The organism is Devosia rhodophyticola (genome assembly GCF_028816475.1).
Taxonomy (GTDB): Bacteria; Pseudomonadota; Alphaproteobacteria; order Rhizobiales; family Devosiaceae; genus Devosia; species Devosia rhodophyticola.
Window position 1 is genome coordinate 2,979,735 of the sequence record NZ_CP118247.1, and the last position, 26,182, is coordinate 3,005,916.

Annotated in this window: 29 protein-coding genes, 2 tRNA genes and 1 pseudogene; 15 read left to right on the forward strand and 17 right to left on the reverse strand. The window is 55.3% G+C overall.

Features of this window, described 5'->3' with window-relative positions; genetic code table 11:
• Positions 1-87 precede the first annotated feature (87 nt).
• The 7 genes and pseudogenes from PSQ90_RS14650 (at position 88) to arfB (ending at position 3,640) form a co-directional block, all read left to right on the forward strand.
• Complete coding sequence (locus tag PSQ90_RS14650) at positions 88-540, forward strand: iron-sulfur cluster assembly scaffold protein (RefSeq protein ID WP_282211022.1); 453 nt, start codon at positions 88-90, stop codon at positions 538-540.
• A pseudogene (locus tag PSQ90_RS17160) lies at positions 540-665 on the forward strand (hypothetical protein); the annotation flags it as partial. The gene PSQ90_RS14650 and the pseudogene PSQ90_RS17160, both read left to right, overlap by 1 nt.
• Complete coding sequence (locus PSQ90_RS17165) at positions 653-850, forward strand: hypothetical protein (protein WP_407648227.1); 198 nt, start codon at positions 653-655, stop codon at positions 848-850. The pseudogene PSQ90_RS17160 and the gene PSQ90_RS17165, both read left to right, overlap by 13 nt.
• Positions 851-944: 94 nt before the next feature.
• Positions 945-1,079 carry a hypothetical protein gene (locus PSQ90_RS17055; protein ID WP_328517507.1) on the forward strand — a complete coding sequence of 45 codons (135 nt, stop codon included), beginning with the start codon at positions 945-947 and terminating at the stop codon, positions 1,077-1,079.
• Positions 1,054-3,000, forward strand: coding sequence for a threonine--tRNA ligase (thrS, locus tag PSQ90_RS14660; protein WP_328517508.1), 1,947 nt, complete (start codon positions 1,054-1,056; stop codon positions 2,998-3,000). Before PSQ90_RS17055 ends, thrS begins: the two co-directional genes overlap by 26 nt.
• On the forward strand, positions 2,975-3,199 hold the full coding sequence (locus PSQ90_RS14665; RefSeq protein WP_282211023.1) for a hypothetical protein: 225 nt from the start codon (positions 2,975-2,977) through the stop codon (positions 3,197-3,199). The genes thrS and PSQ90_RS14665 overlap by 26 nt, the downstream gene beginning before the upstream one ends.
• Before the next feature lie 9 nt (positions 3,200-3,208).
• Positions 3,209-3,640 (forward strand): alternative ribosome rescue aminoacyl-tRNA hydrolase ArfB, encoded by a 432-nt coding sequence (gene arfB, locus PSQ90_RS14670; protein WP_282211024.1) that lies wholly within the window; start codon positions 3,209-3,211, stop codon positions 3,638-3,640.
• 34 nt (positions 3,641-3,674) lie between these two features.
• Here the strand turns inward: arfB and PSQ90_RS14675 are convergent, their stop codons facing one another.
• Entirely contained in the window at positions 3,675-5,465 is a 1,791-nt protein-coding gene (locus PSQ90_RS14675; RefSeq protein ID WP_282211025.1) for a hypothetical protein, read from the reverse strand.
• A 108-nt stretch (positions 5,466-5,573) separates the two neighbouring features.
• A complete protein-coding gene (locus PSQ90_RS14680) occupies positions 5,574-6,584 on the reverse strand; it encodes a hypothetical protein (protein ID WP_282211026.1) in 1,011 nt (336 codons plus the stop codon).
• A 224-nt stretch (positions 6,585-6,808) separates the two neighbouring features.
• Between PSQ90_RS14680 and PSQ90_RS14685 the strand changes: the two genes are divergently transcribed.
• From PSQ90_RS14685 to PSQ90_RS14705, 5 genes are all read left to right on the forward strand, one after another.
• Positions 6,809-7,387 (forward strand): nitroreductase family protein, encoded by a 579-nt coding sequence (locus PSQ90_RS14685; protein ID WP_282211027.1) that lies wholly within the window; start codon positions 6,809-6,811, stop codon positions 7,385-7,387.
• Positions 7,388-7,451: 64 nt separating this feature from the next.
• Positions 7,452-7,769 (forward strand): transglycosylase SLT domain-containing protein, encoded by a 318-nt coding sequence (locus PSQ90_RS14690; protein ID WP_282211028.1) that lies wholly within the window; start codon positions 7,452-7,454, stop codon positions 7,767-7,769.
• 79 nt (positions 7,770-7,848) lie between these two features.
• Positions 7,849-8,274 carry a hypothetical protein gene (locus PSQ90_RS14695; protein WP_282211029.1) on the forward strand — a complete coding sequence of 142 codons (426 nt, stop codon included), beginning with the start codon at positions 7,849-7,851 and terminating at the stop codon, positions 8,272-8,274.
• 106 nt (positions 8,275-8,380) lie between these two features.
• Entirely contained in the window at positions 8,381-9,283 is a 903-nt protein-coding gene (locus tag PSQ90_RS14700) for a DUF2336 domain-containing protein (RefSeq protein WP_282211030.1), read from the forward strand.
• Positions 9,262-9,582, forward strand: coding sequence for a hypothetical protein (locus tag PSQ90_RS14705; protein WP_282211031.1), 321 nt, complete (start codon positions 9,262-9,264; stop codon positions 9,580-9,582). Before PSQ90_RS14700 ends, PSQ90_RS14705 begins: the two co-directional genes overlap by 22 nt.
• Here PSQ90_RS14705 and PSQ90_RS14710 read toward each other — a convergent pair.
• The 5 genes from PSQ90_RS14710 to PSQ90_RS14730 all read right to left on the reverse strand — a co-directional run bounded on the left by PSQ90_RS14710 (position 9,579) and on the right by PSQ90_RS14730 (position 11,797).
• Positions 9,579-10,355, reverse strand: a complete 777-nt coding sequence (locus tag PSQ90_RS14710; RefSeq protein ID WP_282211032.1) for an NAD kinase — start codon at positions 10,353-10,355, stop codon at positions 9,579-9,581. The two genes, PSQ90_RS14705 and PSQ90_RS14710, sit on opposite strands and share 4 nt — an antisense overlap.
• 155 nt (positions 10,356-10,510) lie before the next feature.
• Positions 10,511-10,585 (reverse strand) — tRNA-Glu (locus PSQ90_RS14715).
• Positions 10,586-10,631: 46 nt separating this feature from the next.
• A tRNA-Glu gene (locus PSQ90_RS14720) sits at positions 10,632-10,706 on the reverse strand.
• 73 nt (positions 10,707-10,779) lie between these two features.
• Positions 10,780-11,244, reverse strand: coding sequence for a YcbK family protein (locus tag PSQ90_RS14725; protein ID WP_282211033.1), 465 nt, complete (start codon positions 11,242-11,244; stop codon positions 10,780-10,782).
• A gap of 136 nt (positions 11,245-11,380) precedes the next feature.
• Positions 11,381-11,797 carry a VOC family protein gene (locus tag PSQ90_RS14730; RefSeq protein WP_282211034.1) on the reverse strand — a complete coding sequence of 139 codons (417 nt, stop codon included), beginning with the start codon at positions 11,795-11,797 and terminating at the stop codon, positions 11,381-11,383.
• A 207-nt stretch (positions 11,798-12,004) separates the two neighbouring features.
• Between PSQ90_RS14730 and PSQ90_RS14735 the strand changes: the two genes are divergently transcribed.
• Both PSQ90_RS14735 and PSQ90_RS14740 read left to right on the forward strand, forming a co-directional pair.
• The gene (locus tag PSQ90_RS14735) at positions 12,005-12,628 is read left to right on the forward strand and encodes a cold-shock protein (protein WP_282211035.1); all 624 of its coding nucleotides are present in this window, start codon (positions 12,005-12,007) and stop codon (positions 12,626-12,628) included.
• A gap of 143 nt (positions 12,629-12,771) precedes the next feature.
• A complete protein-coding gene (locus PSQ90_RS14740) occupies positions 12,772-13,152 on the forward strand; it encodes a DUF192 domain-containing protein (protein WP_282211036.1) in 381 nt (126 codons plus the stop codon).
• A 9-nt stretch (positions 13,153-13,161) separates the two neighbouring features.
• Here PSQ90_RS14740 and trhA read toward each other — a convergent pair whose 3' ends face one another.
• The 4 genes from trhA to PSQ90_RS14760 all read right to left on the reverse strand — a co-directional run bounded on the left by trhA (position 13,162) and on the right by PSQ90_RS14760 (position 19,068).
• Entirely contained in the window at positions 13,162-13,854 is a 693-nt protein-coding gene (trhA, locus tag PSQ90_RS14745) for a PAQR family membrane homeostasis protein TrhA (protein WP_282211037.1), read from the reverse strand.
• 325 nt (positions 13,855-14,179) lie between these two features.
• Complete coding sequence (locus PSQ90_RS14750; RefSeq protein WP_282211038.1) at positions 14,180-17,314, reverse strand: efflux RND transporter permease subunit; 3,135 nt, start codon at positions 17,312-17,314, stop codon at positions 14,180-14,182.
• A gap of 3 nt (positions 17,315-17,317) precedes the next feature.
• On the reverse strand, positions 17,318-18,559 hold the full coding sequence (locus PSQ90_RS14755) for an efflux RND transporter periplasmic adaptor subunit (protein WP_282211039.1): 1,242 nt from the start codon (positions 18,557-18,559) through the stop codon (positions 17,318-17,320).
• Between the two features lie 53 nt (positions 18,560-18,612).
• A complete protein-coding gene (locus PSQ90_RS14760) occupies positions 18,613-19,068 on the reverse strand; it encodes a GbsR/MarR family transcriptional regulator (RefSeq protein WP_282211040.1) in 456 nt (151 codons plus the stop codon).
• Between the two features lie 331 nt (positions 19,069-19,399).
• On the opposite strand from PSQ90_RS14760, the gene PSQ90_RS14765 reads away from it, so the two are divergent.
• Complete coding sequence (locus PSQ90_RS14765; protein ID WP_328517509.1) at positions 19,400-20,047, forward strand: pyridoxamine 5'-phosphate oxidase family protein; 648 nt, start codon at positions 19,400-19,402, stop codon at positions 20,045-20,047.
• A 21-nt stretch (positions 20,048-20,068) separates the two neighbouring features.
• On the opposite strand, the gene PSQ90_RS14770 is transcribed toward PSQ90_RS14765, so the two are convergent.
• From PSQ90_RS14770 to PSQ90_RS14795, 6 genes are all read right to left on the reverse strand, one after another.
• Complete coding sequence (locus PSQ90_RS14770; protein ID WP_282211041.1) at positions 20,069-20,788, reverse strand: AprI/Inh family metalloprotease inhibitor; 720 nt, start codon at positions 20,786-20,788, stop codon at positions 20,069-20,071.
• A 70-nt stretch (positions 20,789-20,858) separates the two neighbouring features.
• Positions 20,859-21,632, reverse strand: a complete 774-nt coding sequence (locus PSQ90_RS14775) for a hypothetical protein (RefSeq protein WP_282211042.1) — start codon at positions 21,630-21,632, stop codon at positions 20,859-20,861.
• A gap of 30 nt (positions 21,633-21,662) precedes the next feature.
• Complete coding sequence (locus PSQ90_RS14780; RefSeq protein WP_282211043.1) at positions 21,663-22,169, reverse strand: hypothetical protein; 507 nt, start codon at positions 22,167-22,169, stop codon at positions 21,663-21,665.
• Positions 22,170-22,312: 143 nt separating this feature from the next.
• Entirely contained in the window at positions 22,313-23,395 is a 1,083-nt protein-coding gene (locus PSQ90_RS14785; protein ID WP_282211044.1) for a CsgG/HfaB family protein, read from the reverse strand.
• A 75-nt stretch (positions 23,396-23,470) separates the two neighbouring features.
• Complete coding sequence (locus PSQ90_RS14790) at positions 23,471-23,908, reverse strand: curli assembly protein CsgF (protein ID WP_282213081.1); 438 nt, start codon at positions 23,906-23,908, stop codon at positions 23,471-23,473.
• 378 nt (positions 23,909-24,286) lie between these two features.
• Positions 24,287-25,978 (reverse strand): curlin repeat-containing protein, encoded by a 1,692-nt coding sequence (locus PSQ90_RS14795; protein WP_282211045.1) that lies wholly within the window; start codon positions 25,976-25,978, stop codon positions 24,287-24,289.
• Positions 25,979-26,182: the final 204 nt, after the last annotated feature.

Sequence of the window (26,182 nt, forward strand, 5' to 3'; positions counted from 1 at the left end):
TTGCATTTCTTAGCCCTGACAGCCCGCGTTGGGCTCACTATATAGTGGGACAGACGCGTGCCTACAAGAAACAGAATTGTGTGGTTTATGGAACTAAGCGATCTCTATTCTGAAAAAATACTGAATATTGCGGCAAATGCCCTGAACCCGCCTCGGCTGGTTCAGGCGGATGCCAGCGCGCGCAAAGTCAGTCGGATTTGCGGCTCGGTCGTCGAGGTTGATCTGGTGGTTCGCGATGGGACAATCACTGATTATGGTCACGATGTTTCAGCATGTGCGCTGGGACAGACGTCGGCGGCAATCGTCGCCAAACATATAGTGGGCACGCCAGTTGGGGCATTTCGGCACCTGCGCGACCAGATGCATGCGATGCTCAAGGAAAATGGGCCGCCGCCCGCTGGCAAGTGGGAGGAGTTGCGGTATCTGGAGCCGGTTCGGGAATATCGGGCGCGGCATGCATCAACGCTATTGGTGTTTGATGCAGTGGTTGAGGCGCTCAAGAAAATCGAGTCCGTAGAATCGGTTGGCTCGGTTTCCTGATGCAAAGAGTCCTCGACGTTTTTTGGCGGGTGGTTGATTTTCCGTTCAAACTTGCCGCCGTTTTCCTGATTAGCGTCTATCGCTATACGCTTTCGGCATTCGCAGGCCGGACGTGTCGACATTTGCCGACGTGCTCGGAATATACGCGCGACGCGATCTGGAAGTTCGGCTTTTGGCCGGGGGCTGGATGGGATTGGCGCGGTTTACGCGGTGTCGTCCCGGCGGAACGCATGGTTATGATCCAGTGCCCGATGCGCGACCTGTCGAGGCGCAATGGTATTTGCCCTGGCGATATGGAACCTGGCGCTAGGGCAGCAATGGGCTGGCATCGGGCAAAAACCATGCTAGAGAACCGAGCTTGCTGCAATCCTTGCGGCAAGACTACAGATTTTTGGAGATTGAGAATGATTAAGGTGACGTTCCCCGACGGTGCAGCGCGTGAATTCGAGCTTGGCACGACTGGGACCACCGTGGTTGAATCGATCTCCAAGTCGCTGGCAAAAAACCGTCGCCATGCGTTGGAATGGCGTGCTGAGTGATTTGAGCGATGTGCTGCCGGATGACGGCCAAATCGAATTTGTCACGCGCGACAGTGGGACAGGTGATGTGCTGGAACTTATCCGGCACGATGCCGCGCACGTGCTCGCCGAGGCCGTGCAGGAGCTTTGGCCCGGCACGCAGGTGACGATTGGCCCGGTCATTGAGAATGGTTTTTATTATGACTTCAAGCGCGATGAGCCATTCAGCGAGGAAGATTTTCCGGTAATTGAAAAGAAAATGGCCGAGATTATTGATCGCGGCGCAGCTTTTACCAAGGAAGTGTGGAGCCGGGACGAGGCAAAGGCATTTTTTTCGGCGCGGGGCGAGAACTTCAAGGTTGAGCTGGTCGATGCGATTCCCGCCGATCAATCGCTCAAGATGTATAAGCAGGGTCAGTGGATTGATCTCTGCCGTGGCCCGCATATGCGCACGGTCAAGGACGTTGGTAATGCCTTCAAGCTGACCAAGGTTGCGGGCGCCTATTGGCGTGGCGATAGCAGGAACCCTGTGCTGAGCCGGATTTATGGCACGGCGTTTGCGAACAAAGCAGAACTTGAAGCCTATCTGACCATGGTGGCGGAAGCTGAGAAGCGCGATCACCGGAAAATCGGGCAAGAGATGGATCTCTATCATTTCCAGTCCGAAGCGCAGGGCAGCGTTTTCTGGCATCCCAAGGGTTATGTGATCTTCAATCAGATGGAAGCCTATATTCGGCGTCGTCTCGACAAGTCGGGCTATGTTGAGGTCAAAACGCCACAATTGATGTCGTCCAAGTTCTGGGAGCAATCCGGGCATTGGGGCAAATATCGTGAGAACATGTTTGTGGTGCCCGACGAGGTTCCAAACGTTGAAGATGAAGGTCCGGTGTTGACTGGCGAGGGCGACCTGATGGCGCTCAAGCCGATGAACTGCCCTGCCCATGTGCAAATTTTCAACCAGGGCATCAAGAGCTATCGCGATCTGCCTTTGCGCATGGCCGAATTTGGGTGCTGTCACCGCAACGAGGCACATGGGGCGCTGCATGGACTGATGCGCGTGCGGCAGATGACCCAGGACGATGCGCATATTTTCTGCCGCGAGGACCAGATCCAGGCGGAAACCGAGCATTTTGTGCATCTGCTCTATTCGGTTTACGGCCATATGGGCTTTGATGATGTTGTCATCAAGCTGGCAACGCGGCCAGAAAAGTTCGGCGGCACTGTCGAGCGCTGGGATGCGGCAGAAAAAGCGCTGGGCGATGCGTTGCGCGCAACCGGCTATGACTTTGAGATTGCAGAAGGTGAGGGGGCATTTTATGCGCCCAAGCTGGAGTTCCATCTCAAGGATGCGATTGGTCGTTCTTGGCAGGTCGGCACCTTGCAGCTCGACTATGTGTTGCCTGAGCGTTTGGAGGCCACCTATGTGGCCGAAGATGGTTCGCGGCACTATGCGGTGATGCTGCATCGCGCCATTCTGGGCTCGCTTGAGCGCTTTATCGGCATGTTGGTCGAGAACTATGCTGGCAAAATGCCAATGTGGTTGGCGCCAACGCAGGTCGTTGTTGCGACCATTGTTTCGGAAGCTGACGAATATGCGGAAAAGCTTGTGCGTCAGTTGCAGGATGCCGGCGTGCGTGCAGAGCTTGATGCCCGCAATGAAAAGATCAACTACAAGGTGCGCGAGCATTCTGTTGGCCGCGTGCCGTTGATGTTTGTTGTTGGACGACGCGAAGCCGAGGAAGACACTGTGTCAGTTCGGCGGCTGGGCGTTGAGGGGCAAAAGGTCTTGCCGGGAGATGAAGCAATAGCCGCGCTCGTGATGGAGGGGACGCCCCCGACCTTAAGGCAGCCGCCGCAGAATAGTATTGGGCCTGCATTGCTGATGCGATGCGGGCCACCAATTTTTGAGAAATTTTATGCCGCAACGTCCCAGCAATCGTGAACTCAAGGTCCTTGGCAATCTGGGTGCGGATGGTGTTTTAGGACCTGATGATTTCAAGGATGTCGGCGAGAAGGTTTTTGGGCTGATGCTTGGAAAAGGCTGGATACAGCCTGCGGAAATGGCGGGTAAATATCGCATCACTGAAAAGGGGATCGATATTCACGACGAGCAGGCCTGGTTTGGCCGTTCCAAGCGCTAGGGTAGGCGTGTGGTTGAGCCAATTGCCATCACCCGAACGATTGCAATTGATCCCGGCGAAGTTGCGGAAAATTTTATTCGCAGTTCGGGGCCGGGCGGGCAAAACGTCAACAAGGTTTCGAGCGCTGTCCAGATCCGGTTCGATCTGCGCAATTCGCCGTCATTGCCAGAGGCGGTAAAGCGGCGGGTGGCAGCGATTGCGGGCAGCCGGTTGACCAAGGATGGTGTGCTGGTCATCACGGCCAACGGTTATCGGGACCAACCCCAGAACAGGGCGGATGCGCTGGCGCGTTTGGTAGCGTTGCTCCGCCAGGCCGCGTTTCCTCCAAAGCCCAGAGTGGCGACCAAGCCGACGCTGGGTTCAAAAACCCGGCGATTGGCAGGAAAAACCCAGCGCGGTGCGATCAAGCGTCTGCGCAGTTCAAAGATTATTGACGACTGAAGCGGCGCCCGCCGGAAGCGGACGCCGGTTGCCACTATTCGGCGCTGGCCGAAATGTTGACCTTGCCGATCAACTGGGTTGGATCATCTTCGGCGGCCATGAAATCGTCCAGAGTCAGGCCCGGTTCTTCCTTTGCCGTCAAGTTGATCGACAGGGACTTTGCCGTTCCCGCAATAAACTTGCTAACGGCTTTGCCAACATTTTGTGCTTCGGCAGCGCCAACAAGAAAACTGACGATGGTGCCTTGGGCCAGGCTCGCAAATACCGGGCGGATAGTTGCGGCGTCGGTACCTTGTTCCTTGGCGACACTTGCCAGGATCAATTCGGTCAGGCCGGTGTCCAATACATTGAGATCAAGATTTTTGACGACAATCGCGGTCCCAGCAATCAGGACTTCGGTTGGCTCAAGCGAGAACACCCGTTCGGAAACTCTTCCCAATGCGCCCGATAGTTTGACGTCGGCCAGATTTACGCCAGTGAGCGAAAGTTCGTTAAGCGCAATGGTCTGATCCTCGCGGCTCCAGGCGGTATCGAATGTGAAGCCGAGGTCGAGGTCTGTCAGACCAAGAGCGATGAGTTGCTGGAGTTGTTCATCCTTGCTGTTCTTGGGCAGTTCAAGCGTTATGTGAGCGGCCGAGGTTTTGATGTCGGTAGGGATGCCGTTGAGATATTGGGCGAGGGACAGATCGAAATTGCCAATGCCACCCTTGATCCTGTCCGTGGGATTGTCGGGACTGGGCACGTCTATCACCACATCGGAAAACGACATTCCGGCATAGTCGGGGATCAACCGGCGGCCGTTCTTTTCGAGCCATTCCTGATCGATATTAACTGGCGCCGTTTCCAGTACAGCGATGGGGCCGGTGAGATCGAAAGGCTTTGAAACGAAAGAGCCGAAATCGAAAACGCCGTCCTTGCCAAAGCTGGTTTTCAGGCCTTCGATGGCAATGCCGGGATAGATACCTGGTGAGTAGCCATCCATGGTGATCGGGCCAAGTTTCATTGCAAACTGTTCGCCATCAGCGTCGCCGGAGCAATCGATACCGGAAAAATGGGCCGGCGTTGATTTGAAGGCGGTGAACAGATCGGCGTAAATGCGCAGCAGTTTGCCAATCGCCTCGGGTGGCGGGTTACCATCCTGGGTTTCCATGTCGGAGGCCAGCGCCATAATTTCAAGGAAATTGGTCTTGAGTGGGCGTGCCTGAAATTCGTCCAGGGAAAATTTGCCGAACTCACAATCCAGCTCGGGACCTGAAATGGTGCCGCCTACTGCCGCAAAATCGGCATAGATGGTTTGAAAACTAGTGTCCTGAGGTTCGGGGACCAGGCCGAATGCACCCAACATGGCGGCGATATTCAGTTTTTTCGCCGACATCTGACCGAAGGCACCAGCTACTTTTTTGGCATCTAAGGTCGTTGAACCAATGGCAACGCTGCCAACAACGCCCGCAGAAATGTCTGAAAGGACTATATCGGCGTATTGAACGGCACCTGCAATTGGAACGCCGCCGTCACCGACGGTGGAATAGGTGAAATTGATTTGGGGAATTGTGATGCTGGTAGCCTTGAGACCCGCCAGTTCTGCGGCATGCGGAACAATGTTGCCGCTCAATATGTCGCGAAGTGTTGCCTCGTCCATATTGGCGCCAACCATATCGATAGTGGGGATATCGAGCTTGTACTCGAATGGATTTGGAGCGGTGGTTTCAACCGCTGGCTTTTCCTTGGTTTTTGCAAATGCCGGTGAGGCAGGCAAAGCCAAGGTCAGCAGGCAGGCAGCGGTTAGCGCGGACAGGCGGCCACGGGATCGAGTTGCCAGGGTCATCGTCCAATTCTCCCAAAATTTGCTGTTGGAAGCCAGCATGGTTCAATCTTGAAAGCTGGGCAATAGACAATTGGCGCATTGGCTACGGGGTATGTTGGCCAAACGGGTCTAATAGACGGTGGTCAAAACCTCGATTTCCTTGGCTGGGCCAGGCATGACCTCGAAGGCACGATTAAAGACCTTGTCGCCTTGCTTGGCCAAAACGAGATAATCGCCTTGCCCCAGAACGGTTGACGGAAAAGCGCCAAGGTCGGTGAACACCGTGTCGCCGTCCGCAGTCTTGACCGTCCATTCGACATCGGCAATGGCCTCGCCGCCGGGTTCGGAAACCAGCTTGAAAGAAATCTGGCTTGCATGATGGTAAAGCGTGGCATCGGTTAACTGGCCGGGCTCGACGCGCAGGTCAGCGCGCACGACCGCATTGACGTTACCGAAATAGGAAACGACGTGATAGGTGCCGGCATTGAGGGTGACGATGTCGTTGGCGGAAAGATTTTGGGCGACCATGGTCCGATCAGCTTCGGAACCCGTGGTAAACAGGTCGAAATGCAGCAAATCCAATGGGATGGGCACGTCGCCATCCACCGCTGCATTGAGGCGCAAGGCGCCTGCACCGAGGACAAGCGATTTGGTGTTCTCGCCTTCTTCAACAGTCAGCGTGTCGCTGGTTTGGGCGCGACCATAAGCGACATGAACGACATATTTGCCGGGTGGTAGTTCAATTTTTGCCGTGGCTGCATCTGATTTTGCAGCCAGCGCCAGTTCGCCTGTGGCATCGGTTTTGGTGTCAAAAACGCGCCAGACCAATCCGTCTGGGATTGGGGCGCCGTCGGGCGTTATGGACGCCGTCAGGGTCACCGGTTGCGGCACTGACGTCAACGCTTCAATAGCGGTCGTTGCGGCGGTGTTTGGTGGAGGCGCTGGAACGGGGGCGATCTGTTGGGACTGTTCCGCCGGTGGTGCGCTGGTGTCGCCGGGTTGGTGTTGTGGCCTCGGCCGGGGCATCGGTGGCATTTCGCTTGTGCTTTCCTGTGCCATGACCGTGGGCACGGATAAACCCGCGGCAGCAAGCGGGGCAAGGGCGAGCAACAGTATCGCCAAACATTGTTTAAGCTTCATCGAGCTCCCCTATGCAAGCCAGTCAATTCCGAACGTTTGCCGCAACGCAGACTCAAAGCTCCGATTGCCAGGGACGGAATAGGGAAAAGCTGTGTCATAGACCCGGCTTAAATGGAACCGTTGATACGAAATTGATGACAATTTTGCGCGAATGGCAAATCCTGACTGGTGACCTCGACCGCCAGATGTGAAATGACACGCGCGATATTAGACAAGGATTGAATATGCCTGCAAATGCTGCATTGCGAGATTATCTTTTAACCCGCCGCTCCGTTGGTTTGGCGTTTTTACAGGAACCCGGACCCAATCCCGAGCAACTTGAACAATTGCTGACCATTGCAACACGCGTGCCCGACCACGGCAAATTGACGCCTTGGCGGCTCGTCTTGATTGAGGGAGATGCGCGTGCAGCGGCTGGTGAACGGTTGGCCCAAATTGCCAAGGCAAAAAATCCGGCGATTGAAGAAGCGCAGATGGATCTGGAGCGCCGTCAATTTCTGCCCGCTCCCTTAACGGTCGGCGTTCTATCAAGCCCGCAGGATCACATCAAGATACCGCAGTTTGAGCAATTGCTGTCGGCCAGTAATGTGGCGTTCAATCTGGTGCATGGTGCCTATGCGCTGGGGTTTGCCGCGCAATGGGTGACCCGCTGGTACACCTATGATGACACCGCCGCCGCAATGTTGGGGGCGAAGCCGGGTGAGAAATTTGTGGGGTTTGTGCACATCGGCACACCCACAGTGGTGATTGAGGATCGCCCGCGTCCAGCGCTCGAAGGTGTCGTTAGCAACTGGCGGGGTTAACGCGAAATTAACCGGACTTAGGGTTTTGTTAACCAACCTTTGAGTCTGGAAAGTTTCGTTACTGATGGCCGTCCAACCGATAGCGGTGCCACAAAGTCTAGCCTATGTCCTGAACGCTGCTGGCGACAGGAATGGGGTGGATTTTGACTATCTGCTGCAAACGGCCATGCGCGAGAGCAGTCTTGACCCAACGGCCAGGGCACAAAGTTCGAGTGCGGTGGGGCTATTTCAGTTTTTGGCCGGCACATGGTTGCAGGTGATGAAACAGGAAGGCCCGCGTCTTGGCTATGGCCAATATGCCGATCAAATAAACTCAAACGGGCGGGGCGGTTATACTGTTTCTGATCCGCAGATGCGGGCTAGAGATCCTCAAGCTGCGTGAGGATCCGCAAATTGCGTCTGATCTGGCGGCGGCTTTTACCAAAACCAACGGGGATTATCTGGCGCAAAAATTTGGTCGGATGCCGAGTGCTGGTGAACTTTACATTGCCCATTTTCTGGGCGCGCAAGGCGCGGAGCGAATGTTCAAGGCTGGTCTTGCTGACCCTGATCAGATCGCGGCAAAGTTGTTTCCACAACAAGCAGCGGCGAACGAGAACATTTTTTATGCTGGGGGGACGCCACGGACGATACGCGAGGTTTATCGTGCGCTGGTTGCCAAGCATGACAATGACGGTGGCGCCTCTACCAATTTTTCGGCCCAGCAAATTGCACAACAACCATCCGGTCGGCCAGTGGAAGAAGTTGTGCCATCCCGATTTTCGCCGGAGAACATGTCGTTTACCGGCTTGTTCCGCACCGAACCGGAAACGGGACAGACTTCGCCAATTGAGCCATTGCCAGAACTTCCTGCAAGTGCGTTTTTTACCCAACTTTACGCCAAATAGTCTTGCTCCTAGCCACGGCTAGCTCCACCACTTGTGCGTGATTTTATAGTGAACAGTTCCTTAAACCTTGTTCGGTAGCATCAGGCCAAGTTGTGCGGAGAGCAGCATGGTCGCCTATCAAGAGTTTTTTGCCCTGTCTCAATCCAGCGATAGCGAGGAGCGAGGCGCAGCGGCCCATCTGGCAGCGCTGGCGTATCTCGGGCATAAGGGGCCTGCGGATGAGCAGGCGGGGCTCTATGCGGCGCTAATTGGCTTTCTCGATGACCCGTCTGTGAAGGTTCGTGCCGCTCTGGCATATGGCCTGTTGCACTCGACTGAAGCGCCGCGCTCGATCATGTTGTCCCTGTTGCACGATAGCTCCATCATCGCTCGGGCTGTTCTGCAATATTCTCCGGTTCTGGTCGATGCTGACATCATCGGAATGGTCCCCAATTTTGAATTGCCCATGTTACTGGCGCTTTCACAGCGAACTAAACTGAGTGCCCGATTGGCTCAGGCGATGTTGGGGCGGGATCTTCATCCAGTCACGCTACGTATTCTCCGGCGTGAGAACATTGTGCTGCCGCCCGAAACACTTTTGGAGTTGGTAGAGCGGCACGGTGGTGAGGCTGATTTGCGTGGCGCTCTATTGGCACGCAAAGACTTGCCGGCGGAGGCGCGATTAAAATTGGTGCATGCGGTGGCCAATGCGCTGGCGGCCATTCGGATCGTCAAAGGTGCGATCGCGCCTGAACGCCTTATTCGCCTGCTGCGCGATAGCAGTGACACGGCCTTGGCCGCTATTGGCGAGCGCGAGGCGGCATCGGCTAATATGAATTATGCGGCAAGTCTTGTTGCAACGGACGGGTTGACCACCCGAGTCATGCTGCATGCAGTCATTGGTGGGCATGTGCTGTTTTTTGCTGATTGTCTGGCGGAACTCGGCGAGACGCCACGCGAGAAGGTTTTAACCTGCTCGAACGCGGCAGTCGTGCAGCGCTTAATGCCTTGCTGGTCCGGTGTGGGTTAAGCGAAGGTATTCGCAATTTGCTGGTGCGGTTGGTGCTGCATGCCCGCGCTGCCGATCTTGCCGATGATATTTCGGCGCGCCATTTTGTGGTGACGGCGCTTACTGAAGAACTGATCGTCGAGCACGACGGGGTTATCCCGCATGAGCTTGAAGAAGCTTTCTCCTATTTGAGCGAGCAGAACATCAAACTTGCCCGGAAAGCCGCGCGAGGTGTCATGGCGGCCTTTGCGATGGAAGCCCAATCACCGATGCCGCTGCCGGCCATGGGCGAGCCTCGGCTGGCGCTACCAGCGGCCTAGTAGCGGAATTGTTCGATCAGAACACGCTCTTCAAGGCTGGTGCCGGGATCAAATAGTAAGGTCACACCGTGAGTGCGGTCCTCGTGCACTGTGACTTCGATAACATTTTGAAATTCAACATTGTCAGCCACAGCGCTTATTGGCCGTTTGTCGGCCTCGCGCGCAACGAATTTAACGCTTGCATGATTGCCGAGAATGGCACCGCGCCAGCGACGTGGACGAAATGGGGAGATCGGCGTCATTGCCAACAATGGCGCCTCAATAGGCAGAATAGGTCCGTGGGCCGACAGGTTATAGGCGGTTGATCCAGCGGGTGTCGAAAGCAGGATGCCGTCGCAGACCAATTCATCCAGTCTCGACTCGCCATCAACAATGATTTGAATTTTGGCCGCCTGATATGTGGATCGGAACAGCGACACTTCGTTGAGGGCAAGAGCTGCGTGGGATTTGCCGGAGCAATCGACCGCCTGCATTGAAAGTGGATAGATCTGCGTGGTCTGGGCCGCCGCGAGGCGCGACGTCAGATCGACTTGCGAGAAGGGGTTCATCATGAAGCCGACAGAGCCGAAATTCATGCCATAGACGGGAACGTTTGAGCGCATGACACGGTGCAGGGTCTGCAGCATCAAGCCGTCGCCGCCCAAGGCCACAATGACGCTGGCATCATCAAATTCAACATCGCCATAGATGCCGCGTAATGCGCTGGCCGCCGCATTTGCCTCCGGCGTTCCGCTGGATACAAAACTGATCTTGCCAGTAAAATCGTGTGTCACGGAACTCTCCGACTGCTAAGCGCGGATTGACTAACATGGGGAGGAGCGTGGCGGAAGCGCTGGCCAAATTTGAATGGGGCGATCATGAGTTAGCTGAGCGGTTTAGTCTCGACCTGAGCCGTCCAAACATTACAACAATTGCGATTGGGAGTTTCTGGTACGCCCTGGGGGAATCGAACCCCCCTCTGCACCGTGAGAGGGTGCCGTCCTGACCGATAGACGAAGGGCGCATGGCCAAAATCACAGCAGTGCCGCTTATTCATCGCCTAACGGAGATGGTACGCCCTAGGGGAATCGAACCCCTCTCTCCACCGTGAAAGGGTGGCGTCCTGACCGATAGACGAAGGGCGCCTAAGCGCTGGGTTCGTATATTGGGCTTGCCCGAATTGCGCAACCCCGTTTGTCACTTGAATGACGTGTTTTTTCAGCAGCCGTTGAATGTGACGGGACGACGATAGCCGCGCGGGCGGTCGCGAACGTCGATGTGAATAAAATTGCGGCCGGGATAGCAGCCAAGCCCACCCACAGAATCGGTCCGCATTGCGAAGGCAATCAGTTCCTGCTTGTTGACGCCGGGAATGCGAATGTCAGCGGCCATGCACTTGGTATGATAGGAATTATCGACGCCGCCGGCGGCTGAGTTGTGGCTATTGTCACGGAAGCCGGAGTTCATCACGACTTTCTTGCCGAAATGCCCTTCGATATCCCAAATTGCCAGCCGCAATTTCGGCGAGAGGCAAAGTGCGTTGACTTCCTTGCTGGCGACCACTGTGCCCCAGTCGGACTTTAAACCGCGGTAGCCGGGGCCTGAACTGCTGGCAAACATTGCCATAGGTACGCAACCCGAAATGGTCATGGCTAAAATGGCGACGGCGGCGACGGCTTTCATGGCAACTTCCAAACCCCGGTTGTTGCGCAATTGCAACGCACAATGGTGGGACGGGTGAAGTCGCTAAAATACGAGCAACTTCGCTAACCGCGCACTAAGCGACGTGGTTAGCGAAGTGTTAGTCCTGCTGGGCGGGTTACCAGCTGCCGGTATTGGGCATGGACAGCCATGGTTCCTGGGGTGGCAATTCGCCATCCTGAAGCAGCTCGATAGAGATGCCTTCGGGTGAGCGGACAAATGCCATGTGACCATCGCGTGGTGGGCGGTTGATGGTTACGCCCATATCGGAAAGATGCTGACAAAGGGCATATATGTCTTTGACGCGGTATGCGAGGTGGCCAAAATTGCGACCGCCTGTATATTCTTCGGGATCCCAGTTATATGTCAGCTCAAGTTCACCACCGGAATCGCCGGGCGCTTTGAGGAAAATATTCGTGTAGCGCCCTTTTTCGCTATCGATGCGTTTGGTTTCCTCCAATCCAAGCCCTTCGCAGTAAAACTTCAAGCTTTGTTCGACATTTGCGACGCGAACCATCGTGTGCAGGTATTGCATTGCACGTTCCTTCAGGAAAAATTTTCAGTGGTTGTATTGGTTTAGCAAGCGATATCGAGGTGCGCAATGAGGGGGCGCTGGTTTGCTATGGACGCGTTGCAAACAAAGTGACAACATATTGTTAACTTTTGGTGCTGAATCGGCCAGAGTTTAGTGAGTTGTTATGTACCTCGCCGGTGGTGAGGCGAGTGCGAAAAGGCTTTTGATATGGGGGCGAAGTATTCCGAGGATAGCGAAACCACGGAGCTGAGTGGGGACGCGGATCGTCAATCGGGGGTGTCGGATGAAACCGAAACGGTACGGGACGAAAGTCTTGATGCCGTTGAAGTTGTTGGCACGATCAAGTGGTTCGATGCAGGCAAGGGCTTCGGGTTCATTGTCCCCGACAACGGGTTGGCTGACGTTTTGTTGCACGTTACCTGTTTGCGACGCGATGGCTATCAAACCGCCTACGAAGGCGCTCGAATCGTTTGTGAGGCGCTGAACCGACCCGGTGGATTGCAGGCGTTTCGAATTGTTTCCATGGATGAATCGACAGCGCGTCATCCGGCGCAAATGCCGGCACCACGCACGCATGTCACAGTGGAGCCGACATCGAGCATGGTGCGGCTTGAAGTCAAATGGTTCAACCGGATCAAAGGTTTTGGATTTTTGTCGGCCGGTGAGGGCACGCCTGATGTGTTCGTGCACATGGAAACCCTGCGTCGGTTCGGCATTACTGAGTTGCGGCCAGGCCAATTTGTATTGGTGCGCTACGGGCAGGGGCCGAAGGGCTTGATGGTTGCGGAAATTCGTCCCGATGGCTGGGGCGAAGCGCCTTCGTCCCACTAGGGCATTTCATTAGGATCGTGGATATGGGTGTATTTGCTCGCGCTTCGGGGTCGTTGGTGGGAGCCATACGGGCTCTGGTCCTAGTCGCGACGATATTTGCTGCTTCAACCGTTGCGGGCTGTGCCAGCAGTGGTGACAATAAATTGACACTGCACACGGCGACTGGCGAGTACGTGTTTACCGTCGAAGTAGTCGATACGCCAAAATCACGCGCCGATGGGTTGATGTTCCGTCAGGAATTGGCGCCGGATGCCGGCATGCTTTTCGATTTCAAGGAAGAACGGCCGGTCTCTTTCTGGATGCGGAATACGTTCATTCCGCTCGACATGATCTTTGTTGATGCTCAAGGCATCGTCAAAACCATACATGTGAACGCCCGTCCCCAGGATCCGACTTCCATCCCTTCGGGCGTGCCGGTGCAGTTTGTGTTGGAAATTCCCGGTGGGCGATCAGTGGAGATTGGGCTGAAGCCTGGCGATACGATGGAACATGTTCGCGCTAGTACTGCTGCCAAAGAAAAATAGTAGCTTTTGTCAGGGACGGTTGAGAACCATGAAATCCAGGATTGCCAGCAAATGCAGGCTGGCGCCGATTACGACAAAGACGTGCCAAAGAGCGTTTTGAAATTTTAGTCGCTCCCATAGATGGAAGATTATGCCGAGCGAATAGACGATGCCGCCGGCCAATAGCAGCCCCATTGTTGCAGCAGGAAGCGTCGCGGATAATGACTGGAACACGAAGATGCCGCTCCAGCCGATCGCCAAATAGAGCGCGATCGCCAGCCGCCCGAACCGCTGCGGGACGAACAGCTTAAGCGCGATGCCGATCAAGGATGCACCCCAGACGAATGTTGTCATCAGCACTCCAAGTGGCGTACCGCCGAGAACGGCTAGAAACGGGGTATATGTGCCCGCTATAAACAGAAATATGGCGGCCTGATCGAGACGTGCCAGATGCATCTTGATAGGCGAGACCGGCCACAGATTGTAGGCCATGGAAACGCTGAGCACAGCGATCAGAGATGTCACGTAAAGAACAACTGCTGGAAAGTCCTGTGAGCCAGCGTTTGTCAGCACGCTAGAAATAAGAAATGTGCCAACGCCAAGGGCGAGCACCAGTCCAATAATGTGGACGATGCCATCGGCGATCAGTTCCGCCGGCGTCAGCGGGCGCTGGACGCGGCTCCACCACGAGTATTGCGGATTTTTCGCTGATTTTTCAGTCATTTGACGCTCCCAAACTACGGTCACAATCCTCCATGAAAATAACCAGAACCTTTCCGGCTCCAGGCTATCTGCCGACTTGGTGAAAAGAGCGATACAAATCGCCTAAACTTTTATCTAAACGCGCAAGTTCCATCGGCGTTGCGCTTTTCCGTGCGGCGGCCGTTCACGCTCAAGTCAGACGGTGATTTTTGAGTGCTGGGATGAGCCCGGCGATGAAGAGGTCAAACCATCGCCAGGCTCCAGATCCACCATCGTGACTACGAATTCGAGGGCGGTTCTGATGAAATGCTGGCGGCCTGGTTGAGCGCCAACATGGTTATTTGCGTCATTCTGCTGGCTGCAGATCTGTCTCGGGATCGTCGTGCGGCGCCTTGGGCAGGAGGCGGGCCGCGAAGCGGCTAAAGCCATCGAGATAGGTCAGGACCACGGGTACGACCACCAGCGTCAACAGTGTGGAGCTGATCAAGCCGCCAATCACCGCATGGGCCATTGGCGCGTTCTGGCCACTTCCCTCGTGAATGCTCAAAGCCAGTGGCAGCATGCCGAAGATCATGGCAAGCGTAGTCATGATGATTGGGCGGAACCGGGTGATACCGGCTTCGACCAACGCGTCGTAGAGATTCATACCAGCACGGTGATGCTGATTTGCGTTATCAACCAACAGAATAGCGTTCTTGACGACCAGCCCCATCAGCATGATGAAGCCGATAATGGAGAACATGTTTAGCGTACTGCCGCCAACCAACAGTCCCACCAACACGCCTACAAGCGCCAAGGGGAGCGACACCATGATGGCAATTGGCTGAATGAAACTGCCAAACTGTGATGCCAGAACCAGATAGATGAACACCACCGCCAACAACAGGGCTGACCCAGCGGCGCTGGCCGTTTCGTTGAGCTGTTCGACGTCACCACCGGTGGTTGCCCGATATCCTGTTGGCATCTGAAGACTATCAATAGCGTCGCGCAGGGCAGGGGTGACCTTGCCTAGATCTGTCCCGGACAGGTTGGCTGATACGGTCACCTGACGCGCCAGGTCGAGACGCTGAATTTCCCCGGGACTGGTCGATGGCACGATGGTTGCGACCTGGTCGAGCCGGATGATCTGGGTGCTACCGGTAGCGCCACTTTGTGTAATTGGCAGAGCGCCCAAAGCATTGGCGTCGTCGCGCTCCCATTCGGGCAGTCGTACGACTACGGAGAAATTGTCGCCCTGTGCTGTTGTCCAGTCGGTAACTTCCTGCCCGCCTAGCAATGGGCGCAGGGTCGAAGCAATCTGCTGCATGCTTACGCCAAGATCGCTGGCTGCGTCTGCATCCACCTGTACGCCCAGCACGGGTTGGGCGGAATCAAGGCTGGACTCGACGTCGATGACGCCGTCGATTTTTTCCAACTTGCGACCCAACTCGCCCGCCAGACGGTCGAGCACCTCGAAGTTGTCACCATAGACGCTGATCTGGATTGGTGCCGTCACACCGCCACCCAAACCACCGGCCGCGCCGATGTTGAAATTCGCACCCGGAATTTGCTTGAGGGCCTCGCGTACGGCAGGGACGATGGACTGAGGCGTGCTTTCACGCTGATCCGGAGGGACCATAGACACGGTAATGGATGAGCTGTTGGTTCCGGAGCCACCGGCGCCGTTGACCGTTGCGTAGGTGCCTTTGATCTCCGGGAACTGCATGAGTGTGTCATTGACCTGACGGACCTTGATTGCCGTATAGTCAAGCGACGAACCCACCGGGGTTTCCAGGGAGACCTGGAACTCGCTGTTGTCGACGGCTGGTGTGAATTCCACACCCACCAGTGGGAACAGCGCAAAACTTCCCATCAGTGCCGCAACGGCGATTCCGAGCGTTGATTTGCGATGGGAAAGGCTCCAGCGCAGCACATTGCGATAGCCTCCTGAAATCCATTCAAAGAAGCGATCAAATTGGGCAATGGCCTTGCCGATGGGGCCGCGTTTGGGGTTTTTCTCGGCGGCTGGATCGTACCAGACGCTGCTCATCATCGGGTCGAGCGTGAAGGCGACAAAAAGCGAAATCAGCACGGCAACTGAAACCGTGACGCCGAATTGAAGGAAGAAACGCCCAAGAATGCCCTCCATAAAAGCAACGGGGAGGAACACGGCGACAATGGAAAGCGTTGTGGCCAACACGGCCAGCCCGATCTCATTGGTACCATCCAGCGCTGCCTGTCGATGGCTTTTACCCATGTGGAGGTGGCGCATGATATTTTCACGAACAACGATGGCATCGTCGATCAAAAGACCTACAGCCAACGAGAGCGCCATCAGCGTCATCATGTTGAGGGTGAAGCCGAGGAAGAACAGCACAGTCATGGTGCCGATAATAGAGATGGGCAGCGTCAGGCCCGTAATGACCGTCGAGCGCCATGAATTGAGGAACAAAAACACGATGATGATGGCAAGAAGGGCGCCTTCGATCAGCATGTTCTGAACGGCATGGAATGACTGTTCGACCGGCACGGCATTATCGGTTACCACGTCCAATTTGACGCCTTCTGGCAATTCGTCGGATCGCAGCAGTTCGATGGCGTGACGGATCTGCTCGGCAACCTCGACGGTGTTTGCCCCCTGGGTCTTGACGATGTCGATGGCGATAGCGCGTTCGCCGTTTAGCACTGCAAGGCTACCGACGTCCGCCTGACCATTTTCGATGGTCGCTACATCGCCCAACCGCACGGGCTGTCCACCCTGACGAGCGATGATGATGTCCAGAAAATCCTGGGAACGCACAATGCGCCCTTCGACCTGGATGGGCTGGACGAGCAACCCTTCCTCGACTGATCCTGCGGGCAGGTTTTGGTTGTCCTGCTGCAGGGCTGCGAGTACCTGACCGACGCCGACATTGAAAGCGTTCAGCTTGTCCGGATCGACCAGAATGTTGAGCTGGCGGGGCACGCCACCCACGATAGTTGCCCGGCCGACGCCGGAAATAATCGAGAGCTGGCGCACGACGACATCTTCGGCCAACGCCGTCAAATCCCGTTGAGAAAGCGAGTCTGAGCTGATGGCCAACGACATTACAGGCAATTCGCCCGGATCAAACCGCAAGATTTGCGGGTCATTGGCGTTTTCGGGGAATGATGGCGCCACCGTGGCTATACGGTCACGGACCTCTTGAGCAGCGTCGGAAGAATTCACTTCCATGTCGAACAGGATGATTATCAGGGCCTGACCGGCTGCCGATGTGGACTGGACAGAGTCGATGCCGTTGATGGTATTGACCGCATCTTCGACCGGTTGAACAATATCGTTTTCAACCGCCTCGGGGGAGGCGCCCGGATAGCTGACGACCACGGCAACCACCGGCAGGTCGATGTCTGGCAATTGCTCGATTGGTAGGCGCAAGTATGAGTAAATGCCAAAGACCATCAGGGCGACCATGACCATGGTGGCAAAGACGGGATTATTGACGCTGATTTTGGTCAAGAACATGGCTTAGTCCTCCACGATCGCATATTGGTCGCCAGGGTTAAGCTGGGTGAGGGGGGCGGTTACGATGGTATCGCCCGCCACAATGCCCGTTACGATTTCCACCAGACGACCGTCATTCCACTGGCCGCCTGTTTCGACGGTTTGCCGAACTACAACACCGTTTTCGAGCTTGAGGATGTAGCTCCCATTGATGTCCTCGCGCACTGCTGCAACGGGTACTGCCAGCGAATCCTGTTTCTGGTCGACGACGACACGTCCGGTGCCAAACATGCCGCCACGTAGCAGCAGATCAGAATTGTCCAGCGAGACGAAAACGGGGATCACGCGAGTACCCTGCAGCGCCAACGGTGCCAGCCGCTCGACCTTGCCAACGAATGTTTGATTGCTCAATCCGTCGAAGGTGACATCAACGCGTTGGCCGGATCTGATCCGGCCGCTGGTGCTGACGGGGGCGTTGGCCTGCAACTCCACCTTGCTCAAATCAACAACGGTAAGGAGAGGGGCGCCTATTGATACGGTTTGACCGGGTTGAGCCGAGCGGGAGGCGACCACCCCGTCAAAGGGCGCAACAACAATGGCATTGTTGAGCGATATCTGTGCCGCCGAAACCTGCCCTTGTAAGGCATTGAGGTTAGCGCGGAGACCATCGACACTCGACTGGGCCTGCTCGACTGCTGCAGCCGAGGACAGGCCGCGATCAGACAGCGTAAGAGTGCGGTCGAGCTGGCGCTCTGCGAGGGAAAGTTGCACGCGCGTGGCTTCAGCCGAACTGGATTGCTGATCAAACTGAATACGCAGGCTCTCGGTGTCGATGTTCACGACGACCTGTTTGGCCGACACCCGGTCGCCTGTATCGACAGCGACATCAAGGACCGGTCCGTTGATCTGCGCATTCAGTTGGACCTGTCGAACCGGGCCGAGGGTGCCCGTAACCTTGACGGTGTCCTCAAGCAGCCGTGGTGCCACGGTCTCAATTTCTTCGGGTACCAACTGCATGATCAGTTCGGCCGACTCTGCCTCCGCTGCGGGTGTGACCGGAGCGGGGTTCAGTCGGGGCACGATGACATAAGCAGCGACGCCGCCCACAATCAGCACTGCCAAAACGATCCATGGACCTTTTCGGCGCTTTGGTTTTTCCCCGGCAGCGATGCGCGCGGAATTTGCCCGCTCAAACTTGCTTTGGGCCCAATTCGGTTTATCGCTCGTGGGGGCGACCGGCGCGTTATCCTGACGTATGGTGTCCATTGCTGGCTCCGATGTAGGCAGATTAGGGGTTCAGTTGTGTGTCGGGCCGCGCGCTAATTGGTGGGCGGCAGGCGTTTTGCCCAGTCGTCAAATAGATCAAGGGTCACTGCATAAAATTTTGAAAGATCCTTGACCCGCCGCTTGGCTTCGGGCATTTCGTCAGGAAAACTCTTTTCTGCTTCCGCCATTTTTCGGGCGGTTCGTTGAATGCTGGTGCCAAAACTCTCAATCATTGACCGATAAGGGTCGGGCACAAGCTCATAGTAATCCTGGCGCTCACCGGGGCGCGACGTCAGTCGGATAACATTTCGGTCTGCCAGAAGGCGGGCGTTGGTGCTGGCGCTGGCGCGGCTAATCTGCAGTCGCTCTGACATTTCATGCAGCGACATTTGTTCGCCCGCAACAATGAGCAATCCAAATATCCGCCCCGCGATGCGCGGTCCACCCTCGGTATGAGAGATCAATCCCATCATCTCAATGAAGTTGTCGATTTTTTGCGTTTGGTCCATTTGGTTAGATTACGTAGATTAGTATGTTCAGTCAATACTAAACGTACTGATTGATAATTTCTGCAGCGACTGCGACTTGAACTGGGAAAAATTGTCGAGAGCGGCGACTTGCATATAAATCGGAGGTTTGACGTTGGGGCCGGGGAGCCTGTACGTGCATCTTAGCCTTTCAAGTGCATCCCACATGTGTGAAGGTCCGAGAAGCGGCCGATCATCATCGGTACTGAGCCGGACTGTTAACAATGCAGACCGTTGCCTTGCTTGAATATTGGCCATTGCATCAACTTAAAAAAACTGGCGTCTGGTTGTTGAGCAATGGCATGATCAGTTTATGGCAAAGCAATTTCCCCGTCTTGAAGCTCATCACCATCGTTACATTGCGGAACAGCATGTGTTCTTCACTGCATCTGCGGCACCCACGGGACACGTCAACATATCGCCGCGCAGTACCGACATGTTTCGTGTTCTAGACGACAACGCGGTTGTGTACCTGGACCGAACCGGGAGCGGAAATGAGACAGCCGCACATCTTAAAATCGATAAACGCCTGACGATCATGTTTTGCGCTGTGGCCGGGCCGCCTCTAATTATGCGCCTCTATGGTTGCGGGCGTGTCATACATCGAGAGAGCCGCGAGTTTGCAGCCCTGGTGACGGAGCGATTCAACGGGAATGCTCCTTTGGGAGCACGTCAGATGGTTCTACTGGACTTCAATATTGTGCAAACTTCATGCGGCTATGGGGTGCCACTCTTTGAGTACCAAGAGGAGCGACCTCAGATGGACGCCTGGGCCAAAGCCAAAGGCGTTGACGGCATTGAAGAATACTGGCGAGCAAAAATCAAACCAGTTTGGACGACTTCCCAACTGGACTTTTCGAAATTCCGCCCGAGAACACACCATGATGGTTTTGAAGGGGCAGACTGGCTGCGGCTGCGAAATTGTTGGGATTACCGTACGCTCGCAGGCGGAGCCGCCTAAAATACCCGCAACGGCCGCTACTTAGCTGCAACTGTTGACAAAAGTGACGACCGGCCAACGGTTTTGACGCAAGGTCAGCTTTCGCAACCATCCGGTCGTGTCACCAAACTTTGCCCTGCACCACGGGCCGTCCGAGGCCATGACGCAGCTATCCGCAACGACGCAGCTATCTTTTTGTGCGGTGCCAACGATGTTTGCGTCATTGCGCGGTTCGGTATGTACACCCAAATTGGCCTGCAATTGTATGTGAATCCGCCCATCGGGTGTCGGGGTGGGTTCGGCCATTTCACTGCGCGGAGCACACTTCTGAGTGTAGCCAAGATAGTAGCAACCACTGGCATTATATGCTGCCTGCAGAGTTGCGGCCATTCCATCCCCGTTCGAGCGCTCAACGATCACGAATGTCTTGTCGGCGGTCTCTCCGGTGACGCGTTTTTGGTTGCCTCCCAATTTTGCAAGCGCCTTATCGTCGGCATCGTAAAACACCAGTTGGCTGCCCTCTATTGACCACGACGCTGCAGCACCTAGGGGTGCTGCGCAGTCCGCGGTCGTCATTTGTAATCTAGAACCTTGCGTCTGGGCCGCCAGTTCCAGCTTGCACACACTCGATCCGATACCCATGCGTTGCTCATAGATCTGCCACTTGCCTGAAAAGGCGCTAACAAATTCAGCCTGAGATTGAGCCCAGGCGGGCAAGGCGAATGTTCCAAACAAGAAAACAAATGCACAGGCTAGACGCATCAGTGGGGCCTCCGTCAATAATTGCGACGCCGATCGTTTGTCGAGCCGTTCGCTGTGTCTTGTGTTAAAATCAGTAACTAATCTGGATCACATCAACGGATTTGGTCGATGAGATAGCAACCGGCGTGGCGGGGGATCCATACGATCCATTGGCGCCAAACTGGGTATAGGAAGAATTTGTGCCTGCCCATGCAAGAACATCGAGTCCCAGCTCTTGGTTGAACCCGAACTGATTTACCGTATATTTGGCAGGCGCGCCAAATGGGTCCTCGGGTATAATATTCAGGCTAGCTGAATTGCCCAAACCGATTTGATTTATGGCGCCAATGGCGCCAATGGCGGAAATACTGGCCTGATTGCTCAAACCGATTTGATTTATGGTGCTTATGGAGCCGTTGGCGGAAATGCCGGCCTGATTGCCATAACCATGCTGGTTGATGCTGGCTGCTGCGTCACCCACAATACTGATTGTCGCATTGTTGCCGTCAATATCGGTGGTTAATGTACTCATGGCTGCAAGCTCAGAATTGTAACTTGAGTCTTGGACGAGATCGGCGTGACCACAATCTGTAGACGCGAGCGCACACTGACTATCAATTGTGATGTGGGCCACGTCGCCAAATCCGCTCTGCATCGCTGGCGCCAAAGTTGTTCCGATGGAGGAATTGGTTGAATTGCTTTGATCGGCCAAAAAAGACTCGCCGCCACCAAGCGCGGAAGATGAATCTTGCACAAGATAAAGTTCGTTGCCGCTACCCGCCAGGCTGACACCGGAGGTCGCCAGCGAAACACCAGCGACCGCAATTGCAATGATAACGGCAGCTCTGCCCCGTGTGCATGTCACTTTGACACCCTCCTGTTGACTATTCGCGCATCAATATGCGCGCTGTACCACTGTCAAACTATTCCCATTGCCATTCTGAGTAAACGATAAACTATTTCCTGTACCACTTTGTGATACGGAAGATTGATTATTATTTCCCACCACCATTGCGGTCAACATGTTGTTGGAACCAACTTGTGCGGCAGCAAACAAATTGCTGGCCCCGTGTAACGTTACGCTCATCGCATTGGCGTTGCCGTATTGCACAATTTGTCCGGGCTGCAGACCGATGCTAGCTAAAGCTGGCGCGAACGCGGTGTTCAGCGGGCCACCATTGAGATCGCCGATAATGTCGAGACTCAGGCTATTTACGCTACCCAAGCCGGTGAAGGTCTGGTCAATCGAAAACGCGTTACTGTCCCCCAACAAACTGACGTTGGCAATGTTCCTATTCGCCGATGAATGGTAGTCCGCCGTGATATAAAGAGCGTCGCTGGCGTGAGCCTGGCCAAAAAAGCCGGCGCCAAGTAGCACAAGTACTGCAAATGTTTTGGTCATATTGAATACTCCCTGTCGTTGGGAGTAATTTGACCGGTGCGCCTAAAAACATGCCTCGAAAATTGAGTAAAATTTTATGCAGTTGGTCTTTTTCGTCCAACATGCCACCGGCGTGACGGTATTGGTGCGGCGGACCTGTCTTTCTAGTTCAGTGTTTCACCATCCTTGCCTTGGGTTGGCGGTAGCGCCGTTTGAGTCGGTGCGGTACCGCCCGATGAAGGTGCTCCGCCGGTTGGGGCAGGGTGCGTGGTGACGCTTGCAACCGGCGTGGCTTTGGGCGGTGCGTTGAAGCGAATTGGCTGTGTCTGCACAACCGCGGCGGCATTGCGTGTTGCGGGAAGGGCGCGCGCACCAGTCGCTGGTATGGCGGTGTTCCCGTATTTTTCGGCGTCATACTGGGCGACAAGCACGTTGCCCTGCGACTTGTTCTTGAACGACCAGATATTGAGCTGTACGCCCTCCAGTATAAGAGACTTTACGGCTTTCTCGATGGCGCCCTGAACTGCGATTTGCTTGGGCTCGTTTTGAGTGTAGCCGGTTTCAGCCTGCAACAATTTGTCGAGTTGTACGTAGAGGAACATATTGCCGTCGAGCGCGACAGAGGCAATTACCTTGTTAACGGTAACACTCGCCAGTACCTCGCTAGTCTTGGTGGATACAGCGCGAAGGGTCACAGTGATCGTGTCTTGGGTCCATTTAGTATTGCCGCCGATGCCAAGGAAATTGGCCCCGGCGCCGCCGGTCTGGACATTGGTATCATATCCGGTAATGCCACCTTCAAGGATGATGGAGGCGCTATCAAGCGGCGGCAGAACGCCGGGGTTGATATTGTTCTCGCCACGGTAGACCTTGCGCATTTCCGTTATGATCTGGCGCTCTTTGAGCAGATCGTTGAGAGCTGCGCGGTCCAGTACGGTAAACCAATGGCGCTGACCCGCATCCTGCAACGCATTGATCAACATGGCCGAGCCGCCTTGACTAACGGCTTTGGACAATGACTGAAAATTGGATTGATCTTTGAATTGCCCGGTAAGGTCGGGGAAGTCGTACACCGACACAGTAATCCGTTTATCTGGTGGGGGCAGGGCCCGGAGATCTGCGTTGATCGGGGTAATTGGGGCCAAAACCGGTTTGTACCGCCCAGCAGTGAGCGCGCCTTTCTGGTCAAAAGGTGAGGCAACGCAGCCCGCGAGCGCTACGACCATTGCTGTTCCAACTACGGTCATGACTATTTTGCGGACAGTCTGAAATTTTTCCGCACTATTTACTTGCTTAGTCTTGAACACTTTGGTCAACCTCGATCAGGGCGTCACAACCAACTGCGGCACGGAAATTATCGTGACGCCCGTTGGATCGGTGATGGTTAGATTGATGGCTGAGCCCGTGTTGTCGAATACTACGGTTGTATCGCCAAAAGTAACGGTGCCATGGTTCTGGGGATTGGTGCCGAAGATGGCATCTGTAACCTGGCTGGCGAGCGCAGATAGCAAGCGCCCCTGCAACTGAGATACAAAAAGCGATGCGCCGCTATTGCTGGAACTGCTGCCGCTGCCACTTGTGCCGCTGCCACCCGTTGAGGTGACGGGGGCATCTGAGGCGGTGGCGGTCTTTTGCGCGCCAGCGATGCTCAGTAGATGCGACGAATTTCCGGGATTGCCGCCAAAAGTTGGATTGATGGGCGTATAGACCAGATCTGCAGCCATCGCCGTGCTGCAACTAATCGCTGCGACACTTACCATAGCCAACAGGCCACGCGTCAAGAAACGGTACAAATTCGCCCCCACAATTGCTCTGCGGCGCGCCAGGCGCCAAAAGTATTCGCCGTTTTCTCCAAGATGGAGGGCGCAGGCATGCGCCGAATATCAATAGTAACTTTTTGAAGCCGGACCCTGAAAAAGTCGAGGCAAAACGTCAATGATACTTAACTAGCATCGAAAATATAAGGACCATCCTGACTCCTCCCGACCCACTTCCGCAAGCGTTTCGGGGCATATCAACACTGTCGGCCTGCCAGTTTGCTTGTTTGTGAAGTAGGTGTGGCGACAATGTCACAGGATATCCGGCAGCTCTTCTGCAGATGAATTTTGCTTGTTTGTGATTTTGGAGACTGCCTTTTGCTACTGCCGGATAACCGCGATGTTGCCGCTGCCAAACTGGTTGATCGCGGCCATGTTGTCGTCGCCGATCTGGCTGACAATGAACTGATTGTTGCTGCCGTTGATGCTGGCAGTGATCAGGTTGCCATTGCCCTTTTGTTCAGCGGCGAACAGGTTATTGTCTGAACTCATCGCTGCGCCGACATCTATGTCCATTGTGTTGTTGTCGCCCAATTGAACTAGAAGGCCAGGCACGAGATTGATGGTGCCCCGAAGGGAACTCACCAGCAACGTGGCGTCGGGGGCGATGAGCACGGAGCGTTCGATGGACGGCGCCAAATTGGCTGCTGCCAGCGCGATGCCAGAAAATGACGCGGCGGCAAGTCCATTGAGGCCATTATTGCCATCGCCGTTGATGTTGACGGTCATCGAATTGCCGACGCTATTGGTAAAACCCGGATTATCCTGAATGGCCAGAACGACGTTGCTGTCGCCGACCGTGGTGATGTGGGCGTAATGGCCATTGCCATTCTGGCTGACGCCGACAAGCCCATGATCGCCTTTTAGCGATACGTCCGCCGTGTTGGCGTCTCCATTCTGGCCGATGCCGACACCGTTGTCGCTGCTTGTCCAGTTAAGAACTGCCGAGGCGCTGTTTGAATAACCGACCTGACGAATACCCAAGTCGTTGCTGTCACCAGCCACGCCGCCGGAGACAATCTGGTTGTGCTGGCCGAGTTGATAGACGGCGAAGGAATTGTCACTGCCGGTAATCTGTTCGGCGACGCTATTGTCGGTGCCGAGCTGGGTCAGACCAAACTGATTGTAGTCGCCGGTAATGGTGAGATCGATGATGTTGGCGGCGCCGCCGCTGCCGTCGCCGTCCTGAATGATCTGGCTGGAATGCGCACCGACACTGTTGGCAAGTGTGGCCAGCGGGCCAACACCGGTTTGGTTCCCCGGATCTATGCCGTTATAATTGCCAGTAACCGTCAATGTTACCTGGTTGTCGTCACCGCCCGAGGTGGTTTTCTGGGTCAGATTTGCCAGCCAGTTGCCAACCCCGTTCTGGAAAAAGCTGGCGCTATTGGCGGCGTCGCCGATGCCTTGCAGCTGCTCGATGGAGCCAATTGTATTGCTGCCACCGGTCAACTGCTTGACGGCAAGAATGTTGCCCGTTCTGGTGTGTGTGCCAAGCGTCGTTTGCACCAGTTCGCCGATGACGTTGCCGTTCGACTGTTGCAGGATCGTGGCACTATTGGCCGGGCTGCCGTCGACGGAGGCCGTGCCGTTCTGCACCAGCCCGCGGTTGGATCGTCCAATGTCGTTATTGTCACCGGATTGGGTCAGGGTGAGATCGTCATAAAATCCTTCCTGATGCACCGGCAGAACGTCGGTGCCTGCCCGGTTGCCTAAGCCGGTCTGGATGACCTGTCCACTATGGGTATTTCCGTCCTGGACAATGTTGAGGAAGTTGTCGTCGGCATACGCAAGGGTCGAGGGGAGAATAGGGAGCGCCGTAGCAGCGAGGCAAAAGGCGCGGAAGTACCTCGACAATATGGTTGTTCCCTTCAGCAAGTGAAAATGGCGACTCACCGAAGTAAAGCCGTCGTGCTCATTCTTTCCAGGGTCAGCCATCGATTCAACGTTCGTCGATCTGGCGGCCTCCTGCGGAAGGACGGGGTGATCCGATGCCGCGACCAGCAGCGTCATTTCCAATTCGGATACATGTCTAAGATGTGCGACCAAGATCTTGTCCAACCACTGTCTTTCTCGCGCCAACAATTCAGCGCGATAGATGGCAGTGATTCCCATGTTGAATATTGTCGGTTGCGGGCCGGGCCTTCCCAACTGGCGGCGACGTCGTCATTGCCCCAGTCACCCATCCTGCTTCTGGACATGAAAAGGGCGCGCGGC

Bases quoted from the DNA above. Each gene is read 5' to 3' on its own strand.
- PSQ90_RS14755 (WP_282211039.1), bottom strand. From the start codon at position 18,559: ATGGACACCATACGTCAGGATAACGCGCCGGTCGCCCCCACGAGCGAT.
- PSQ90_RS14730 (WP_282211034.1), bottom strand. From the start codon at position 11,797: ATGCAATACCTGCACACGATGGTTCGCGTCGCAAATGTCGAACAAAGC.
- PSQ90_RS14795 (WP_282211045.1), bottom strand. From the start codon at position 25,978: ATGACGCTGCTGGTCGCGGCATCGGATCACCCCGTCCTTCCGCAGGAG.
- PSQ90_RS14780 (WP_282211043.1), bottom strand. From the start codon at position 22,169: ATGACCAAAACATTTGCAGTACTTGTGCTACTTGGCGCCGGCTTTTTT.
- PSQ90_RS14760 (WP_282211040.1), bottom strand. From the start codon at position 19,068: ATGGACCAAACGCAAAAAATCGACAACTTCATTGAGATGATGGGATTG.
- PSQ90_RS14770 (WP_282211041.1), bottom strand. From the start codon at position 20,788: ATGCGTCTAGCCTGTGCATTTGTTTTCTTGTTTGGAACATTCGCCTTG.
- PSQ90_RS14725 (WP_282211033.1), bottom strand. From the start codon at position 11,244: ATGAAAGCCGTCGCCGCCGTCGCCATTTTAGCCATGACCATTTCGGGT.
- PSQ90_RS14700 (WP_282211030.1), top strand. From the start codon at position 8,381: ATGGTCGCCTATCAAGAGTTTTTTGCCCTGTCTCAATCCAGCGATAGC.
- trhA (WP_282211037.1), bottom strand. From the start codon at position 13,854: ATGACTGAAAAATCAGCGAAAAATCCGCAATACTCGTGGTGGAGCCGC.
- PSQ90_RS14680 (WP_282211026.1), bottom strand. From the start codon at position 6,584: ATGAAGCTTAAACAATGTTTGGCGATACTGTTGCTCGCCCTTGCCCCG.
- PSQ90_RS14750 (WP_282211038.1), bottom strand. From the start codon at position 17,314: ATGTTCTTGACCAAAATCAGCGTCAATAATCCCGTCTTTGCCACCATG.
- PSQ90_RS14685 (WP_282211027.1), top strand. From the start codon at position 6,809: ATGCCTGCAAATGCTGCATTGCGAGATTATCTTTTAACCCGCCGCTCC.
- PSQ90_RS14665 (WP_282211023.1), top strand. From the start codon at position 2,975: ATGCCGCAACGTCCCAGCAATCGTGAACTCAAGGTCCTTGGCAATCTG.
- PSQ90_RS14675 (WP_282211025.1), bottom strand. From the start codon at position 5,465: ATGACCCTGGCAACTCGATCCCGTGGCCGCCTGTCCGCGCTAACCGCT.
- PSQ90_RS14650 (WP_282211022.1), top strand. From the start codon at position 88: ATGGAACTAAGCGATCTCTATTCTGAAAAAATACTGAATATTGCGGCA.
- PSQ90_RS14690 (WP_282211028.1), top strand. From the start codon at position 7,452: ATGGCCGTCCAACCGATAGCGGTGCCACAAAGTCTAGCCTATGTCCTG.
- PSQ90_RS14790 (WP_282213081.1), bottom strand. From the start codon at position 23,908: ATGGTAAGTGTCGCAGCGATTAGTTGCAGCACGGCGATGGCTGCAGAT.
- PSQ90_RS14695 (WP_282211029.1), top strand. From the start codon at position 7,849: ATGCCGAGTGCTGGTGAACTTTACATTGCCCATTTTCTGGGCGCGCAA.
- PSQ90_RS17055 (WP_328517507.1), top strand. From the start codon at position 945: ATGATTAAGGTGACGTTCCCCGACGGTGCAGCGCGTGAATTCGAGCTT.
- thrS (WP_328517508.1), top strand. From the start codon at position 1,054: ATGCGTTGGAATGGCGTGCTGAGTGATTTGAGCGATGTGCTGCCGGAT.
- PSQ90_RS14765 (WP_328517509.1), top strand. From the start codon at position 19,400: ATGGCAAAGCAATTTCCCCGTCTTGAAGCTCATCACCATCGTTACATT.
- PSQ90_RS14735 (WP_282211035.1), top strand. From the start codon at position 12,005: ATGGGGGCGAAGTATTCCGAGGATAGCGAAACCACGGAGCTGAGTGGG.
- PSQ90_RS14785 (WP_282211044.1), bottom strand. From the start codon at position 23,395: ATGACCGTAGTTGGAACAGCAATGGTCGTAGCGCTCGCGGGCTGCGTT.